At 57.0% G+C, this 17384-nt stretch carries 14 protein-coding genes and 1 pseudogene; 12 read left to right on the top strand and 3 right to left on the bottom strand.

What is annotated here, in order from left to right:
- Positions 1-537: 537 nt before the first annotated feature.
- Positions 538-1743: an HD-GYP domain-containing protein gene (locus B3229_RS02595; protein WP_286868307.1), complete on the top strand. Its 1206-nt coding sequence runs from the start codon at positions 538-540 to the stop codon at positions 1741-1743.
- Positions 1712-3160 (top strand): GGDEF domain-containing protein, encoded by a 1449-nt coding sequence (locus B3229_RS02590; RefSeq protein ID WP_286868499.1) that lies wholly within the window; start codon positions 1712-1714, stop codon positions 3158-3160. Before B3229_RS02595 ends, B3229_RS02590 begins: the two co-directional genes overlap by 32 nt.
- 110 nt (positions 3161-3270) lie before the next feature.
- Here B3229_RS02590 and B3229_RS02585 read toward each other — a convergent pair whose 3' ends face one another.
- The 3 genes and pseudogenes from B3229_RS02585 to B3229_RS21260 all read right to left on the bottom strand — a co-directional run.
- A complete protein-coding gene (locus tag B3229_RS02585) occupies positions 3271-3501 on the bottom strand; it encodes a hypothetical protein (protein ID WP_286868306.1) in 231 nt (76 codons plus the stop codon).
- Complete coding sequence (locus tag B3229_RS02580) at positions 3485-4054, bottom strand: hypothetical protein (protein WP_286868304.1); 570 nt, start codon at positions 4052-4054, stop codon at positions 3485-3487. Before B3229_RS02580 ends, B3229_RS02585 begins: the two co-directional genes overlap by 17 nt.
- A 189-nt stretch (positions 4055-4243) precedes the next feature.
- Positions 4244-4450: pseudogene (locus B3229_RS21260) on the bottom strand (DnaT-like ssDNA-binding domain-containing protein); the annotation flags it as partial.
- A gap of 120 nt (positions 4451-4570) precedes the next feature.
- Here B3229_RS21260 and B3229_RS02575 point away from each other — a divergent pair.
- The 10 genes from B3229_RS02575 (at position 4571) to urtE (ending at position 17378) form a co-directional block, all read left to right on the top strand.
- Positions 4571-4816: a ParD-like family protein gene (locus B3229_RS02575; protein WP_033790797.1), complete on the top strand. Its 246-nt coding sequence runs from the start codon at positions 4571-4573 to the stop codon at positions 4814-4816.
- Positions 4813-5601 (top strand): type I methionyl aminopeptidase, encoded by a 789-nt coding sequence (map, locus tag B3229_RS02570; protein WP_048781032.1) that lies wholly within the window; start codon positions 4813-4815, stop codon positions 5599-5601. Before B3229_RS02575 ends, map begins: the two co-directional genes overlap by 4 nt.
- Before the next feature lie 174 nt (positions 5602-5775).
- Complete coding sequence (atzF, locus tag B3229_RS02565; RefSeq protein WP_286868301.1) at positions 5776-7572, top strand: allophanate hydrolase; 1797 nt, start codon at positions 5776-5778, stop codon at positions 7570-7572.
- Positions 7573-7574: 2 nt separating this feature from the next.
- Positions 7575-11192 (top strand): urea carboxylase, encoded by a 3618-nt coding sequence (uca, locus tag B3229_RS02560; protein WP_286868299.1) that lies wholly within the window; start codon positions 7575-7577, stop codon positions 11190-11192.
- 9 nt (positions 11193-11201) lie between these two features.
- Positions 11202-11900 carry a GntR family transcriptional regulator gene (locus B3229_RS02555; protein ID WP_286868297.1) on the top strand — a complete coding sequence of 233 codons (699 nt, stop codon included), beginning with the start codon at positions 11202-11204 and terminating at the stop codon, positions 11898-11900.
- Between the two features lie 29 nt (positions 11901-11929).
- Positions 11930-13198 carry an urea ABC transporter substrate-binding protein gene (gene urtA, locus B3229_RS02550; RefSeq protein WP_048781036.1) on the top strand — a complete coding sequence of 423 codons (1269 nt, stop codon included), beginning with the start codon at positions 11930-11932 and terminating at the stop codon, positions 13196-13198.
- Between the two features lie 57 nt (positions 13199-13255).
- Positions 13256-14818 carry an urea ABC transporter permease subunit UrtB gene (gene urtB / locus B3229_RS02545; protein WP_286868295.1) on the top strand — a complete coding sequence of 521 codons (1563 nt, stop codon included), beginning with the start codon at positions 13256-13258 and terminating at the stop codon, positions 14816-14818.
- The gene (urtC, locus tag B3229_RS02540; protein WP_286868294.1) at positions 14818-15894 is read left to right on the top strand and encodes an urea ABC transporter permease subunit UrtC; all 1077 of its coding nucleotides are present in this window, start codon (positions 14818-14820) and stop codon (positions 15892-15894) included. Before urtB ends, urtC begins: the two co-directional genes overlap by 1 nt.
- Entirely contained in the window at positions 15887-16678 is a 792-nt protein-coding gene (gene urtD / locus B3229_RS02535; RefSeq protein WP_286868292.1) for an urea ABC transporter ATP-binding protein UrtD, read from the top strand. Before urtC ends, urtD begins: the two co-directional genes overlap by 8 nt.
- Before the next feature lies 1 nt (position 16679).
- Entirely contained in the window at positions 16680-17378 is a 699-nt protein-coding gene (gene urtE, locus B3229_RS02530) for an urea ABC transporter ATP-binding subunit UrtE (RefSeq protein WP_286868290.1), read from the top strand.
- Positions 17379-17384: the final 6 nt, after the last annotated feature.

The raw sequence follows: 17384 nt of genomic DNA, 5'->3' as shown, positions 1-17384 counted from the left end.
AATGAAAAGCCTTTTAGTTTTCTGATTGAAAATAATTTACATTTCTTGACAGCTAAATGAAGCACGAACCTGAGCCATCTTCAGTCCAGACCCTCCACAGCGTTATTGATTATCATTTATATAAATTGCGTCCGGATGAAAAAGTATTTCCCGACGGTGAGGTATCTTTTGCCCAAAAGTGAATGGTAACGTTCAGCCAGACAGATCTGCCACCGCGATAACCTGGGCTTTAATACTCTGCGGCGACCTTCAGCCACGCTAACTATGCCAACCCTTAGTACGATAAAACATGCAGATGTAATCATGGTGTCGCCAGAGGCTTCTGTTCCCGGAACCGCTGTGGCGAATAAGCCATAGTGAGATTAAGTAATTTTTCAGCATCCTTTTGATATAGTCGCAAACCGACAGCAAATTATCTTTCCCTCTCAGGAAACCACTTAGCAACGACATCATACAATTCATATTAATTTGATTTAAATCTATTTCTGGAAAGTTAGATCGCCGTAACATCCTCGGTTTTTTGAACGGTAGATGTATATGATTTTTAACATCGGCAACACTTTAATTTTACTCTACAGAGCCCACCGGTTAGTCAGGGAGAAAAATCTCATTAACGGTGAGTACTCCGCTTATATCGCCTATCGCCTGTCGCTGATTATGGGGCTGGATGAAAACTTCTGCGCTAAATCGCTGGTTTGCAGCTTGTTGCAGAACTATTCCTCAAGCGCCAAAAACTATAACGGCAGAGAAATGAACCTCGATCACGCGCCGAGGCGAATTAAACTGAGCGACTGCTCTGTCTTTCAGGAAATCTCTATTCCCGCACGTTACAGGGAATATGGCTTCGCGGAGCTCAAAAAACTCAACATAACAACGCATGAGTTATTAATGAGCTCGATATTAAAAATAAGCCATCTTTTCAATAACTTTTTGCAAGAGACAGGTTTTTTAGCCGCGCTCGAAAAGGACAGAATGCTTGCCATACAAAGCTTCGACTTCGAAAACTTTAAAAACAGGGTCGTTAGCGAAGATTTTCATCCGGGATTACTCACTGAGTTAGAGAGATTGTCTCAAATGGACGACTTCTGGTTTTACCTCAGAGATGACTATATAGAGGGAATGATCAGGACGATGAATTTCAACAATGTATTACCCGCCATGAATGACGAACATGCTCTAAGTCTGGCGCGTCTTCTTTCAACCATTGTCGATATGAAAAGTCCCTTAACGTATCAGCATTCTATTAAGGTCGGTGAACTGGCCTGTTTCATCGGTAAAAAAATGCACCTTGATAAAAAAACCTGTACGCGTCTGCATCTTGCCGGTCTGTTACATGACATCGGTAAAATAAATGTTGAGGACGCCATATTGAACAAATGTGGCAAGCTAACGCCCAGCGAGTACAGAAAAATACAGGCGCACGCAACAGATACCAGAGGTATTCTTCGCAGTATTATCATCGACGCAAATGTCGTTGCCTGGGCGGCAGAGCATCATGAGCGACTTGATGGCCAGGGATACCCGATGAAAAAAACAGGAGAGCAGCTGACATTGCCCAGTAGAATACTGGCTATCGCCGATGTGTTTCAGGCCCTGTGTCAAAAACGAAGTTATCGTGACAAGCTTAATCTCGAAGAGGTTTTAAACATCATACGCTCAGAGTGCGATCAGAATAAATTATGTTCCAGAACGTTCGCCGTGTTTGAAGAAAATGCTGAGCAGTGCTACGAGATCGCCAAGTGAATTATTACCCATGATTAAATCAATACTCAAAACTAAAAACGACAAAAGACTGACATTCATTGTGGTCTTTCTGGTGCTTTTTCCTGTAACAGCCTATATACTAGGCTCCTTTAGCTATTTGAATAAAATCTCAAACAATTCAATTGATGCAATAACCGGAATTTTGCTGCATGAACAAGCAGTAAATGATGGCATTGCTTCAATGATGTCAATCTCAGCAATACCAGAGGTCAATTTACAGAAAAACTCATTAAACTTATCAGGTGTGCTGTATAAAAACAGCAGTTACTCTGAACAGTCATACCATAAGCTCAGGGCAATAAGCCTTATCGAGAGTTATGTGTCTAGAGAAATATTAGAAAACAGGTATTATTCTTCACCAAAGTATGGCTTCGTCTATTTCTTTAACAAAGATAAATATCAAAATCTCAAGCCAGAAATGTACAACGACGTTGTTAGCCTTACCGGTAACTTTGCCAGGTTTGTATCGAAAAAAAATCTTGGGGGAGATTTTTGGGATAATCACCTTTCACTGAATGAAATCTACAAAGACGCGGTTACTCAAAAAATGGTGATGACCATTGCGTCGCCAGTTCTGAGCATTTCCACAAAAGAAATCACTGGGTTCTTTTATTCCGATCTCAGTGAGGAAGAGCTATGGAAGCGCGTACACAGTAAAATCAAAATCCCGACATGGCTAAGCATTACGGCTAATAACATTTCTCAGGATCGCGCGGGCAGCCTGTGTGTCACAAAAAACTGTGACGCTAATAACTTAATGATTAAACTGTCATCTCGACCTCTTGCTGACATTCTTATCCTTGAGTCCGCCGTTAATGTCAAAACACTTATCATGAACAACGTCACGTTCATGCTCTTGACTTTATTATGTTTCGCCCTCTTATTTATCGCCTTTACCAAACTTGCTCATTTGATAATTAGAGTTCAACGTAAGGCGGTGATTGACCCGCTCACCAAAGTGTATAACCGGCAGATCATCGGATATTTATCCTCTGCCAGCTTCAATAGTTTGATTATTTTTGACTGCGATGACTTCAAAATTATTAACGATGAGTTTGGACATGTCGTCGGAGATGCGGCGTTAAAGCATATCGCCAGCACGATTTCTAAAAACATAAGAAATGAGGATGTGGTGATTCGCTACGGAGGAGATGAATTTATCGTTCTTTGTACTAAAGAGAAAGTGGGCGCCGCCAGGATGGCTGAAAGGATATGTAATAAAATTTATGCAATGCCTTTCGAGGTGGATGGATTAAAGTTACAGCTGTCGCTATCGTATGGGGTTGCGCACTTTTGCGACAACTTACAATCTGCCTTACGCTCGGCTGACGAAATTCTGTATGCGCATAAGGCAGAAAAAAAGGAAAGAAAATCGAAAGATAACGCTACGCGTTAACATTGCCTGACTCACGTATAGTTAGCAAAATTCAAAGCACGTTAGTTCATTTTTCAGATGCCAGAAAACAACAAGGCCCGATGATCGGGCCTTACCATTAAACAATTATATTAAATTTCATGCAGTTCTCGCACGAGATGGCCTTTCAACTTCTTACGGAGTAAGGTCGCTGAAGAATGCTTTTTAGTCGCAGTAAAGCTGGCTTTAAGGTCGCATAAATGTGTTTCAGCATCCACAGGGCAATTTTTCATTTCCGTAGAAACTAACGCCTTAAATACTTTCTTCTCACCATGAACAGAGGTGGCAGGCATAGGACGCTCTTGCTTATTGTAAGACGACATAACAGGCTCTCCCCTCTATTACTAATTTGTACGATTGTAGCTCTTCCGGTATCAATGGTCGCGGAGCTTTCTTTGGCAATCCTGTGCGCTGATTATAACGTGGTTCACTTTTTAACCCAAGCATATAGTCATAAGTCTCTTCCAGGGTAGTGCGGCGACCAACATCAACAACGCCACCGGCGGCGGCATGGAAAACGAAACCGCCTATGTCAAACTCCTCAAAATGCGCGATCAAGGCTAAGGAGACTGTTTGCAGGACGACAGCCCCTCCTAACCCTTCAAAATGCAAGTGACGAAATTCCCCCAGATTGTCTATCCCGTCGAATACATCAAAGTAGACTTCTGCCATTCCGTTCAACGGAAATGCCACGCCCGCAGGCATTTGGTATCCAAATTTTTTAAAAGTAAATTCGTCAACAAGACTGCCTATGATAACCGTATAAATTTCGTTTCCGGCAACGAAAACGTAGCTATAATGGACCCGTTTATCATAGACGAACCTCTTACGTTTCAAAGGATAATCGTCGAGATATACTTCTTCGTCTATATGCACTTGTCACTCCTTTGAGAGGCACATAAGTAGTGATGAGATATTGTTCGATACTTAACAAATTCAGTCAAATTAACCTTGTAACATCACTGCTGTTGAAGAAAGTTCGACATTTCTGGTTATGTGAAATTTATGTATTTCGCCCCATGCGGTCCTTAACCATTTATACAGCGAGCAACCTCAACATACACGTTAGTAGCAAAGCCCCGTGCAGTCTCGTCGTTCTCTGGAGCGCTTTATGGGAGGCTGTTTACGCCCATTTTCGACATAACGTGCCACCTTCATTTCCCACTGGCCTTGATAATGCGCCACGTTTTCTGCTTTCCAGTAATGCACGAATTCAGCCAACTGAAGCCTGTCAGGTGCAGTTGAAATCTTTATGCCTGTACGACCGGCCGTTTTAGTGAAGGCTGCCTTCCGTTAAACCTAACAAACGTAATGAGAGCAAATCTCCCTTTGCAAATAAAGCCTTCTGCATTAACCTATATACAAACCATATACGTTTCATATAGGCCACCCATGGGCATTGTCAAAATATCCGATCTGATGCATGAAAATCTGCGCATCGCCAGCCAGGCGATGAGCCGCTCCATTAACGCGCAAGCCGAACACTGGCTAAAGCTGGGCATGCTGGCGGAACTCTATCCCCACTTTACCCAGCAAGAGCTGGCGCAGCTGCTGATCCGCGTCGAACTGGAGCATGGCAGCGACCTGCGTCAGCTCATCTCCCCTGCCGAACGCCTGCCACAAGGAGAAGCGCAGTGAACAGAAGCGTAAAGATCCACACTCAGGAACAGATCGAGCTGGCGCGCGCGGCGGGCCATGCGGCGGCGCAGGTACTGGCGATGATTGCGCCGCACGTGCAGCCAGGCGTCACCACGGAAGAGCTGGATGACATTTGCCACGACTTTATCGTTAACGAGCTGAAGGTAATCCCCGCCAATATCGGCTATCAGGGCTACACGCGCACCACCTGCACCTCGGTCAATCACGTGGTGTGTCACGGCATTCCCTCAGCCAAAAGGCTGAAAAAAGGGGATATCGTCAATATTGATATCGGCGTTATCAAAGATGGCTGGTACGGCGATACCAGCCGCATGTACTTTGTCGGCGAACCCTCGGTGCGCGCGCGGCGGCTGGTGGATATCACTTATCAGTCGCTGGTCGCGGGCATTCACGCCGTGAAGCCGGGCGCGACGCTGGGCGATATCGGCGCGGCGATCCAGCGCGTCGCGGAAGGCGCCGGTTTCTCTGTGGTGCGCGACTACTGCGGCCATGGCGTCGGTCAGATCTATCATGATGAGCCGCAGGTCCTGCACTACGGCACGCCCGGGCAAGGCTTAGCGCTCCAGCCTGGCATGATTTTCACCATTGAACCGATGATCAACGCCGGTAAAGCGGGAACCAGCGTGCTCTCGGACGGCTGGACGGTGGTCACCAAAGATCGCTCGCTCTCAGCGCAGTGGGAACATACCCTGGCGGTAACGGAAAGCGGATTTGACCTGCTGACGCCCTGGCCGGACGGCTACGGCGACTATCCTGCCATTTAACGCCGCTTCAACCGCGCTTCTGCTTTAAGCCGGTGCTGCGTTGCACCACGACACATCAGGTAACGAGGCTGAGCGCGCAGCGCTGAAAAAAATAGCCAGCATATTCATGCCATTAGCAAATGGCATGCATTTTGCTCGAGGAATTCCATCTTGTATACCAGGTGGAATTCACTCATGGCCTCAACCTTCGGACTTACGCTTCAGGAGTGGCAACGCCGCTACCAGCAGGACCCGCACTGCATCGGTGCGCTGCTGACCGCGCACCTCGACGCTCTCGATCAGCAGGATAACGCCTGGATCTATCTCGCCACCCCGGCGCAGTTACAGGCGCAAATCGAACCGCTGCTGGCCAGCTATCTGGCAAATCCGGCTGCGCTGCCGCTGTTTGGCGTGCCCTTTGCGGTGAAAGACAATATCGATGTGGCAGGCTGGCCCACCAGCGCCGCCTGCCCCGCCTTTACTTATACCGCCGACGCGGACGCTTTTGTGGTGGCGCAGTTAAAAGCGGCGGGCGCGGTAGCGATCGGCAAGACCAATCTCGACCAGTTTGCGACAGGCTTAGTCGGCACGCGATCCCCGTTCGGCGCGGTGAGCAATACGTTTAATCCTGACTATGTCAGCGGCGGCTCCAGCTCAGGTTCCGCTTCAGTGCTGGCGCGCGGCCTGGTCGGCTTTTCGCTCGGCACCGATACCGCCGGTTCCGGCCGTGTGCCGGCGGGCTTTAACAATATCGTCGGGCTCAAGCCGACCAAAGGCTGGTTCTCCGCCAGCGGCGTGGTGCCTGCCTGCCGCCTCAACGACACCGTCTCCGTGTTTGCCTTAACGGTGGAAGATGCTTTTGCGGTCGCCTGCGCCGCAGGCGGCTATGACGCCGGTGACGCCTATTCGCGCCACAATCCGCGCACCGCGCCTGCCAGCTTCAACGCGCAGCCCGCTTTCGCCGTTCCCGCCTCGCCGGAATTTTTCGGCGACAAGCAGGCTGAAGGAGCCTGGCTGCGCGCGCTGGAACAGCTGCAGGCGTGCGGCGCCACGCTGCATCCGATCGATTTCACCCCCTTTCACCAGCTTGCGGAGCAGCTCTACTACGGTCCGTGGGTAGCGGAACGCACCGCGGCGGTGGGCGAGATGATCAACCGCCCGGAAGAGATGGATCCGGTGGTGTACGGCATCGTCAGCAGCGGGCTGAAATATAGCGCCGTCGACGCTTATCAGGCGGAATATCTGCGCGCCGAACTGACGCGTCAGATCCAGCAAACTCTGGCGCAGTTCGATGCCGTGGCGGTGCCGACTTCGCCCACCATTCACACGCTGGAAGAGATGAAGCAGGAGCCGGTGCGCTTCAACTCGCACTTTGGCACCTACACCAACTTCACCAATCTCGCCGATCTCAGCGCCTTAGCGCTGCCTGGCCCGTTCCGGGACGATGGCCTGCCTGCGGGCATCACACTCATTGCGCCTGCCTGGCAGGATCGCGCCCTCGCCGATTTCGGCCTGCGCTGGCAGCAGCGGATGGCGCTCTCCCCTGGCGCCACCGGCCAGCCGCCGCGTGCCCTGCACGCGCCGCTGCCGCTCTCTGCCGATCACGTGCGCGTCGCGGTGGTCGGCGCGCATCTCACCGGTATGCCGCTCAATTTCCAGCTCACCACCCGCAACGCGGTCTGGGTAGAAGAGACGCGAACCGCCAGCAACTATCGCCTCTTCGCCCTGCTTGACGGCCCGATCAAAAAGCCGGGCCTGCTACGCGGCGACAGTGGCGCAGCGATCGTGGTCGAGCTGTGGGATATCCCGCTGGCGCGCTTCGGCGAATTCGTGGCCGAGATCCCGGCGCCGCTCGGCATCGGTTCGCTGACCCTCGCCGACGGCCGCGTCGTAAAAGGCTTCATCTGTGAACCGGCGGCGCTGACGCAGGCGCTGGAGATCACCGAATTCGGCGGCTGGCGCAGCTGGCTCGCCTCTCAGGGGAGTAAATAACCATGTTCAGCACCGTTTTGATCGCCAACCGTGGCGAAATTGCCTGCCGCGCGATTCGCACCCTGAAACGCCTCGGCGTGAAAAGCGTTGCCGTTTACTCCGATGCCGATCGCAACGCGCGCCACGTTAAAGAAGCGGACGTGGCGATCGCGCTCGGCGGTGATAAAGCCGCCGACAGCTATCTGCGCATCGATAAAATCCTCGCCGCCGCCAGCGAGAGCGGCGCGGAAGCGATCTGGCCCGGCTACGGTTTTCTCTCGGAAAGCCTGCCGTTCGCCGCAGCCTGCGAAGCGGCGGGCATCGCCTTTGTCGGCCCGACGGCGCAGCAGATTGGCGAGTTTGGCCTGAAACATCGCGCGCGCGAACTGGCCGCCGAGGCCGGCGTGCCGATGACGCCCGGCACGCCGCTGCTCAGTTCCCTGGAGGAAGCGATCGACGCCGCAGCGCGTATCGGCTATCCGGTCATGCTGAAAAGCACCGCCGGCGGCGGCGGCATTGGTTTGACGCGCTGTGCCGACGAAGAGGCGCTGCGCAACGCCTGGGAGAGCGTGCGCCGCCTGGGCGAACAGTTCTTCAGCGATGCAGGGGTGTTCCTGGAGCGCTGCATCGATCGCGCGCGCCACGTTGAAGTGCAGATTTTCGGCGACGGCAGCGGCAAAGTGATCGCCCTTGGCGAGCGCGACTGCTCGCTACAGCGCCGCAACCAGAAAGTGGTGGAAGAAACCCCGGCGCCCCATCTTCCGCAGGCCACGCGCGACGCCCTGCTGGCCTCAGCGGTGCGCCTGGGCGAGCGGGTCAGCTACCGCAGCGCAGGCACCGTTGAATATATCTATGACGCCGAACAGGATGCTTTCTACTTTCTTGAGGTAAACACCCGCTTGCAGGTGGAACATCCGGTGACCGAATGCGTTACCGGCCTCGACTTAGTGGAGTGCATGCTCAGGGTCGCGGCGGGCGACGCCCTTGACTGGGCGCGCCTGCAACAGGCGCCTGTCGGCGCGTCGATCGAAGTGCGCATTTACGCCGAAGATCCGCTGAAAAACTTCCAGCCCGCGCCGGGCACGCTCACCAGCGTTGTCTTCCCTGATGAGGTGCGCGTCGATAGCTGGATCGACACTGGCTCAGAAGTCTCGGCGTTTTACGATCCGATGGTCGCCAAACTGATTGTCCATGCGCAGACGCGCGAAGCGGCGCTGGCGAAGATGCAGCAGGCGCTTGATGCCACCCAGCTGCACGGCATCGCCACCAACCTCGACTATCTGCGGCAAGTCGTCGCTACCGAGGCGTTCCGCAGCGGTCAGGTATGGACCCGCTTTCTTGACGGCTTTACCCCGTCCGCCAGCGTAGTTGAAGTGCTGCAGCCGGGCACCTTCAGCACCATTCAGGATTTTCCGGGCCGTCTCGGCTACTGGGATATCGGCGTACCGCCCTCCGGCCCGATGGATGATTTCGCCTTCCGCCTCGCCAACCGCATTGTGGGCAACCACGAGAGCGCTGCCGGACTGGAGTTTACGCTGCAGGGGCCAACGCTGCGTTTCCACAGCGATGCGGTGATTGCCCTGACCGGCGCCAGCTGCCCGGCTGCGTTAGATGGCGTAAACCTGACCTACTGGCAGCCCGTTGAGGTGAAAGCCGGGCAAACCCTGACCATAGGCCGCGCCCAGAGCGGTTGCCGCACTTATCTGGCGGTTCGCAACGGGTTCGACGTGCCGGAATACCTGGGCAGCCGCTCCACCTTCTCGCTCGGCCAGTTTGGCGGCCATGCCGGACGCACGCTGCGCGTGGCGGATATGCTGCCGATCTCCCTGCCGCGGCTGGCGGCCTGCACCACGCCCGCGCCGGTCAGCGCGCCGCAGGCGCTGGATCAAGCGCTGGTGCCGCATTACGGCAGCGAGTGGCGCATCGGCGTACTCTACGGCCCGCACGGCGCGCCGGACTTCTTTACTCAGGCCGCTATCGACGAGTTTTTTTCCAGCGACTGGCAGGTGCACTACAACTCCAACCGTCTTGGCGTGCGCCTGGTCGGGCCGAAACCGACCTGGACCCGCGCCAACGGCGGCGAAGCCGGTCTGCACCCCTCTAACGTCCACGACTGCGAATACGCCATTGGCGCGGTGAACTTTACCGGCGACTTTCCGGTGATCCTGACGCACGACGGCCCCAGCCTTGGCGGCTTCGTCTGCCCGGTTACCATCGCCAGAGCCGAATTGTGGAAAGTGGGCCAGGTGAAACCGGGGGATCGCATTCGCTTCCATCCGATCGGCGTCGAAGAGGCGGCTGCGCTGGAAAAAGCGCAGGCGGAGTGCGTCGCCACCCTTCGCAGCCATCACGCCGCGACCTTTGCGGTGCCGTCGTTAGCGGCGACCGGGTTCGGCTCCGCGACGCTGCTGGCGGCGTTGCCCGCTACCGAAACCTCGCCGGCCGCCGTCTATCGCCAGGCTGGCGACAAATATGTGCTGATCGAATATGGCGATAACGTGCTGGATCTGGCGCTGCGCCTGCGCGTACATCTGCTGATGCAGGCGCTGCGCGAGCGCGCCGTGCCCGGCGTGGAGGAGCTATCGCCCGGCGTGCGCTCGCTGCAGGTGCGCTATGACAGCCTGATCCTCAGCCAGAAGCAGCTGATGAATCTGCTGCTGGAGCTGGAAGCCGGGCTCGGCGACGTCAGCCAGCTGAAAGTGCCGTCGCGCATTGTCTGGATGCCGATGGCGTTCGAAGACAGCGCCACGCTCGGCGCCGTGGAGCGCTATCAAGAGACGGTGCGCGCCAGCGCGCCCTGGCTGCCCAACAACGTCGATTTTATCCAGCGCATCAACGGGCTGGAGAGCCGCGAGGCGGTGCGCGATACGATTTTTGACGCCAGCTACCTCATCCTCGGCCTGGGCGACGTCTATCTGGGCGCGCCCTGTGCGGTACCCATCGATCCGCGCCATCGCCTGCTCAGCTCCAAATACAGCCCCGCACGCACCTTCACCGCCGAAGGCACGGTAGGCATCGGCGGCATGTATATGTGCATCTACGGCATGGACTCGCCCGGCGGTTATCAGCTGGTGGGCCGCACGCTGCCGATCTGGAACAAATTCCTCAGGAACGATCAGTTCGCGGCGGATGAGCCCTGGCTGCTGCAGTTCTTCGATCAGGTGCGCTTCTATCCGGTCAGCGAAGAGGAGCTTGCCCGGCTGCGCGATGACTTCCGCGAGGGGCGCGCCAGCGTGCGTATCGAAGAAACCCTGTTCGATTTCGCCGCCCATCGTCAGTTCCTTGCAGAAAACGCAGCGTCGATCGGCGCCTTCCGCCAGCGCCAGAGCGACGCGTTTGAGCGCGAAGTGACGCTATGGACGCAGGAAGAGCAGAACGCGCCGCTAACCAGCGAAGAGACGCTGGCGGTCGCTGAAGCCGATGACGAGGCGCTGGCGGTGTGCGCCGACATGAACGGCAACATCTGGAAAGTGCTGGTGCAGCCGGGCGACAGGGTGGCAAGCGGCCAGACGCTGATCGTGGTGGAAGCGATGAAAATGGAACTGCAGATTATCGCGCCCCAGGCCGGTACGGTGAAACGCATCGCCTGCCAGGCGGGACGTCCGGTGAGCCCGGGCGACGCCCTGCTGTGGCTTGAATAAGGATCGTCCATGAATTTACGCCCGCGTAGCAAAGGCCGTCCTGAAGCCCTGGCGGAGAAAGTGTATCAGGCGCTCAAGCAGGACATTTTTGCCTTCCGCCTGATGCCCGGCGACCGCTTTAGCGAAAACGAAATCGCCGAGCGGCTGGAGGTAAGCCGCACGCCGGTGCGCCAGGCGCTGTTCTGGCTGGAGCGCGAGGGCTATGTCGAAGTGTGGTTCCGCAGCGGCTGGCAGGTGAAGCCGTTCGACTTCGAATACTTCGAGGAGTTGTACGACTTCCGCACCGTTATTGAGTGCGAAGCGGTGCGGCGCCTGTGCGCCCTGCCGCCCCTCGCCTGCGCGGAAATGCTCGCCGCCCTGAAGCGCTTCTGGATTGACGATCCGCGCCTTGAAGAGGGCATCGCGGTGTCGGCGCAGGACGAGGCGTTTCACATGGCGCTGGTGGCGGCGGCCGGCAACAGGGAGATCGCCCGCGTCCACGGCGAATTAACCGAAAAAATCCGCATTATCCGTCGGCTCGACTTTACGCGCGACGATCGGGTAGAGGCGACATACCGCGAACATGCTCAGATTTTACGGGCGATATTCCAGCAAAAAACCGAGGAGGCGCAGCGCATTCTGACCGACCACATCGCCGTCAGTAAAGCGGAAGTCAGAAAGATCACATTGCATATGTTACAGCAGGCCCGGCTTCAGGTTACTGAATAATAAAACCATTAAATCTTAGAGGGTTACTGATGAAAAGACGTTCATTGCTCAAGGCTTTCGCGCTCTCCGCCACCGTCGCCAGTCTGGGCTTTGCCTTTGGCGCACAGGCCGCAGAGACCATTAAAGTCGGCATATTATCTTCGCTTTCCGGCACCATGGCCATTTCAGAGACGCCGCTAAAAGATATGGCCCTGATGACCATTGACGAGATCAACGCCAGCGGCGGCGTGCTGGGCAAGAAGCTGGAGCCGGTAGTAGTCGATCCGGCCTCCAACTGGCCGCTGTTCGCAGAGAAGGCCCGCCAGCTGCTGACGCAGGACAAAGTCGCCGCGGTGTTTGGCTGCTGGACCTCGGTATCGCGCAAATCGGTGCTGCCGGTGTTTGAAGAGCTGAACGGCCTGCTGTTCTATCCGGTTCAGTATGAAGGCGAAGAGATGTCGCCGAACGTTTTCTATACCGGCGCTGCGCCTAACCAGCAGGCGATCCCCGCCCTGCAATACCTGATGAGCGAAGATGGCGGCAGCGCCAAACGCTTCTTCCTGCTGGGCACCGATTACGTCTACCCGCGCACCACCAACAAGATCCTGCGCGCCTTCCTGCACAGCAAGGGCATTCAGGATAAAGATATTGAGGAAGTCTATACGCCGTTTGGTTACAGCGACTATCAGACCATCGTCTCTAATATCAAGAAGTTCTCCGCCGGCGGCAAAACCGCGGTGATCTCCACCATCAACGGCGATTCGAACGTGCCTTTCTATAAAGAGCTGGCGAATCAGGGCATTAAAGCCACCGATATTCCGGTCATCGCCTTCTCCGTAGGAGAAGAGGAGCTGCGCGGCATCGATACCAAACCGCTGGTGGGCCAGCTGGCGGCCTGGAACTACTTCGAGTCGGTAGACAATCCCACCAACGCTAAATTCGTCGCTGATTATCGCGCCTATGCCAAAGCGCATAACCTGCCGAACGCAGGCACGGTCGTCACCAACGATCCGATGGAAGCGACCTATGTCGGTCTGCATATGTGGGCGCAGGCGGTTGAGAAAGCGGGCACCACCGACGTAGATAAAGTGCGCGCGGCCATGGCGGGACAAACCTTCAAGGCGCCGGACGGTTTTACCCTGACGATGGATAAAACCAACCACCATCTGCACAAGCCGGTGATGATTGGCGAAGTAGAGGAAAACGGGCAGTTCAACGTGGTGTGGCAGACCGAACAGCCGGTCCGCGCGCAGCCGTGGAGCCCCTATATTGCCGGCAATGATAAAAAGCCCGATTACCCCGTGAAGTCGTCGAAATAACATCATGCCCTTCAGGACGCCTGAAGGGCGCTCAGCGCTACTCAGAGGGCGGTATTGATGAACTTCAAACCCTTTTTTTGTGCTCTGCTGCTCCTGTCCTGGTTCGCTCAGGCGGGGGATGGCGCCGACTTCGCCGTCGCCAGCCGCACCGAACAGGCAACGCTGCTGCAGCAGTGGGCCGCCGCGCCGCAGGCGAGTCGCGTACCGCTGTTGCAGGCGCTGCGCAATGAAAGCCTGGTTATCGACCAGAAAAAACAGCCGTTCAGCAAACAGGGCGACATCCTTACGCCGCTCGACAGCGCCCGCCAGCCCAGCGGCGACACCAAAAAGCTGTTTATGAACAACCGGCTGCGCGTGCTGATCGCCAGCGCGCTCGCGGCCCACCAGCTGGTGAGCGACGATGCGGCAATCCGCCTGCGCGCCGCGCAGCAGCTGCAAAACGACGCGGCGGCCGATCAGCTGCCGCTTATGGAACAGCGCCTTGCCGCAGAGAAGGATGCGCAGGTGCATACGGCGTTGGCCATGGCGGTCGCCAGCCTGCAGCTTGCCAGCCCGGATGCCGCCCTGCGCCTGAAAGCCGTGACGCTGCTGGGCGAAGGAAGCGATCCCAACGTGCAGGCCAGTCTGGACCGCCTGACGCAGGCCAGCATCGAACCCGATGCGCAGGTGCGCGCCGCCGCTGTCGCCAGCCTGCAGCACATCAAACACCGGCTGATGTGGGGCGATCTGTTGGGTCAGGCCTTTACCGGCCTGTCGCTGGGGTCGATCCTGCTGCTGGCGGCGCTCGGACTGGCGATCACCTACGGGCTGCTCGGCGTGATCAATATGGCGCATGGCGAAATGCTGATGCTGGGCGCCTACGCCACCTGGTTTGTACAGCACCTGTTCCAGCAGTTCGCGCCGCAGTGGCTGGCGTGGTATCCGCTGCTGGCGCTACCGGCAGCATTTCTGATCACCGCGGGTATCGGCATGCTGCTGGAGCGCGCCATCATTCGTCATCTGTATGGTCGTCCTCTGGAAACCCTGCTCGCGACCTGGGGCATCAGCCTGATGCTGATCCAGCTGGTCCGCATGCTATTCGGCGCGCAGAACCTGGAGGTCGCCAATCCCGGCTGGCTCTCGGGCGGCCTGCAGGTGCTGCCCAATCTGGTCCTGCCCTACAACCGACTGGCGGTGATCCTGTTTGTGTTTGCCGTGCTCGGCCTCACCTGGCTGCTGCTCAATAAAACGCGCCTGGGGCTGAGCGTGCGCGCCGTGACCCAAAACCGCGCGATGGCCGACTGCTGCGGCGTGCCCACCGGGCGCATCGATATGCTGGCCTTCGGCCTGGGCTCGGGCATTGCCGGCCTCGGCGGCGTGGCGCTGTCGCAGCTCGGCAACGTCGGCCCGGAGCTTGGACAGGGTTACATCATCGACTCCTTCCTGGTGGTGGTGCTGGGCGGCGTAGGCCAGCTGGCGGGAACCGTGGCAGCCGCCTTCGGGCTGGGCATTCTTAATAAAGTGCTGGAACCGCAGATTGGCGCGGTGCTGGGCAAAATCCTTATTCTCGTGCTGATCGTGCTGTTTATTCAGAAGCGTCCGCAGGGCCTGTTTGCCTTTAAAGGGAGGGTAATTGACTGATGAGCCAGCCTTTGACCTTAACCCTGACGCGCAAAACGCCGCGCCTCAGCATTAGCCTGGGAATTCTGATGACCCTGCTGCTGCTGGCGTTGCCGTTCTGCGCGCTGTTGCCCGCCAGCCACCCGCTGGCGATCTCCACCTATACCCTGACGCTGGTGGGGAAGATTCTCTGCTACGCCATCGTCGCCGTGGCGCTCGATTTAGTGTGGGGCTACGCCGGATTGCTGTCGCTTGGGCATGGCCTGTTCTTCGCCCTCGGCGGCTACGCCATGGGCATGTATCTGATGCGCCAGGCCGCGGGCGATGGCCTGCCGGCGTTTATGTCGTTCCTGTCCTGGGACGCGCTGCCCTGGTTCTGGGCAGGCACTCAGCATTTCGCCTGGGCGCTCTGCCTGATCGTTCTGGTGCCGGGCCTGCTGGCGCTGGTGTTCGGCTTCTTCGCCTTTCGCTCGAAAATCAAAGGCGTCTATTTCTCCATCATGACGCAGGCGTTGACCTACGCAGGCATGCTGCTGTTCTTCCGTAACGAAACCGGCTTCGGCGGCAACAACGGCTTTACCGGGTTCACTACCCTGCTCGGCTTTAACGTTACCGCGACCTGCACGCGTATCGGGCTGTTTATCGCCACCGTCGCCTTGCTGCTGGGCAGTCTCGGTGCCGGTTTCGCGCTGGCGCGCAGTAAGTTTGGCCGGGTGCTGACGGCGGTGCGCGATGCAGAGAACCGCCTGATGTTTGTGGGCTACGATCCGCGAGGCTTTAAACTTTTTGTCTGGACGCTCTCGGCGGTGCTGTGCGGTCTGGCTGGCGCGCTCTATGTGCCGCAGGTCGGCATCATCAACCCAGGCGAAATGTCGCCGACCAACTCGATTGAAGCGGCCATCTGGGTGGCGCTGGGCGGTCGCGGCACCCTGATTGGCCCGCTGCTGGGCGCGGGGATCGTCAACGGCGCCAAAAGCTGGTTCACCGTCTCCTTCCCGGAGTACTGGTTATTCTTCCTGGGCCTGATGTTTATCCTTGTGACGCTGCTGTTGCCGCGCGGCGTGATCGGCCTGCTGCGCCGGAGGCATAATGACTGATACCCCCTTTACCCAACCGCGCCCCACCGATCGCCATCGCGCTCAACGCGACCCGGTGCTTCAGCTGGAGCGGATCAACGTCTCTTTTGATGGCTTTCATGCCCTGACCGATTTGTCGCTGCAGATCGGCGTCGGCGAACTGCGCTGCGTGATCGGCCCCAACGGCGCGGGTAAAACCACGCTGATGGATGTCATCACCGGCAAAACCCGGCCTGATAACGGACGGGTGCTGTATGACCAGGATACCGATCTTACGCGCCTCTCGCCGGTGGAGATCGCCCGGGCCGGCATCGGCCGCAAGTTCCAGAAGCCCACGGTGTTTGAAGCGTTAACGGTGTTTGAAAATCTGGAAATCGCGCTGAAAAACGATAAGTCGGTATGGGCAAGCCTGCGGGCGAAGCTCAGCGGCGAACAGCAGGATCGCATCGACGAGGCGTTAAAACTGCTGCGGCTCAGCGGCGAGCGCCAGCGCAAAGCGGGATTGCTGTCGCATGGCCAGAAGCAGTTTCTGGAGATCGGCATGCTGCTGGTGCAGGAGCCGCATCTTCTGCTGCTCGACGAACCGGCTGCGGGCATGACCGACGCGGAAACCGAGTACACCGCCGAGCTGTTCCGCAGCCTGGCGGGCAAGCACTCGCTTATGGTGGTCGAGCACGATATGGGATTTGTGGAAACCATTGCCGATCATGTCACCGTGCTGCACCAGGGGCAGGTGCTGGCAGAGGGATCGTTACGCGACGTACAGGCGGACGATCGGGTCATTGACGTTTATCTGGGGCGCTGAGATGCTGCAAGTTGTCGAACTGAATCAATATTATGGCGGCAGCCATATCCTGCGCGGCCTCTCGTTCGAGGCGAAGCCGGGCGAGATTACCTGTCTGCTGGGGCGTAACGGCGTGGGAAAAACCACGCTGCTGAAATGTCTGATGGGGCTGATCCCGGCGAAGTCGGGCGAGATCCGCTGGCACGATAACGTGATCAACGGCCGTAAACCGCACCAGCGCGTGCAGGCGGGCATCGCTTACGTGCCGCAGGGGCGCGAAATTTTTCCGCGCCTGACGGTAGAAGAGAATCTGTTGATGGGCCTGGCCCGCTTCTCTGGCGCGCAGGCCAGAACGGTGCCGGAGGAAATTTATCAGCTTTTTCCCGTGTTGCGGCAGATGAAAGCCCGGCGCGGCGGCGATCTCTCAGGCGGGCAGCAGCAGCAGCTGGCGATAGGTCGCGCGCTGGCGTGCAAGCCCCAGCTATTAATCCTCGACGAGCCCACGGAAGGTATTCAACCGTCGGTGATCAAGGAAATCGGCGCAGTCATTCGGCAGCTGGCCGGCAAAGGTGAAATGGCGATTCTGCTGGTGGAGCAGTTTTATGATTTTGCCGCCGAATTAGCGGACAGCTATCTGGTGATGTCGCGCGGAGAGATAATCCAGCGCGGCGCGGGAGCCGATATGGCGGCAGAAGGGGTGAGAAGCCTCGTCGCGATTTAGCCCCGT

This window comes from Pantoea sp. UBA5035, assembly GCF_002415245.1.
Taxonomy (GTDB): domain Bacteria; phylum Pseudomonadota; class Gammaproteobacteria; order Enterobacterales; family Enterobacteriaceae; genus Pantoea; species Pantoea septica.
Note: the sequence above shows the minus strand (reverse complement) of the source record. Positions and strands in the feature narration are given on the sequence as shown.

Excerpts from the sequence above, each read along its gene's own strand:
- urtA (WP_048781036.1), top strand. The coding sequence starts at position 11,930 with ATGAAAAGACGTTCATTGCTCAAGGCTTTCGCGCTCTCCGCCACCGTC.
- B3229_RS02590 (WP_286868499.1), top strand. The coding sequence starts at position 1,712 with ATGCTGAGCAGTGCTACGAGATCGCCAAGTGAATTATTACCCATGATT.
- urtE (WP_286868290.1), top strand. The coding sequence starts at position 16,680 with ATGCTGCAAGTTGTCGAACTGAATCAATATTATGGCGGCAGCCATATC.
- B3229_RS02575 (WP_033790797.1), top strand. The coding sequence starts at position 4,571 with ATGGGCATTGTCAAAATATCCGATCTGATGCATGAAAATCTGCGCATC.
- B3229_RS02585 (WP_286868306.1), bottom strand. The coding sequence starts at position 3,501 with ATGTCGTCTTACAATAAGCAAGAGCGTCCTATGCCTGCCACCTCTGTT.
- urtC (WP_286868294.1), top strand. The coding sequence starts at position 14,818 with ATGAGCCAGCCTTTGACCTTAACCCTGACGCGCAAAACGCCGCGCCTC.
- atzF (WP_286868301.1), top strand. The coding sequence starts at position 5,776 with ATGGCCTCAACCTTCGGACTTACGCTTCAGGAGTGGCAACGCCGCTAC.
- B3229_RS02595 (WP_286868307.1), top strand. The coding sequence starts at position 538 with ATGATTTTTAACATCGGCAACACTTTAATTTTACTCTACAGAGCCCAC.
- urtD (WP_286868292.1), top strand. The coding sequence starts at position 15,887 with ATGACTGATACCCCCTTTACCCAACCGCGCCCCACCGATCGCCATCGC.
- urtB (WP_286868295.1), top strand. The coding sequence starts at position 13,256 with ATGAACTTCAAACCCTTTTTTTGTGCTCTGCTGCTCCTGTCCTGGTTC.
- uca (WP_286868299.1), top strand. The coding sequence starts at position 7,575 with ATGTTCAGCACCGTTTTGATCGCCAACCGTGGCGAAATTGCCTGCCGC.
- B3229_RS02555 (WP_286868297.1), top strand. The coding sequence starts at position 11,202 with ATGAATTTACGCCCGCGTAGCAAAGGCCGTCCTGAAGCCCTGGCGGAG.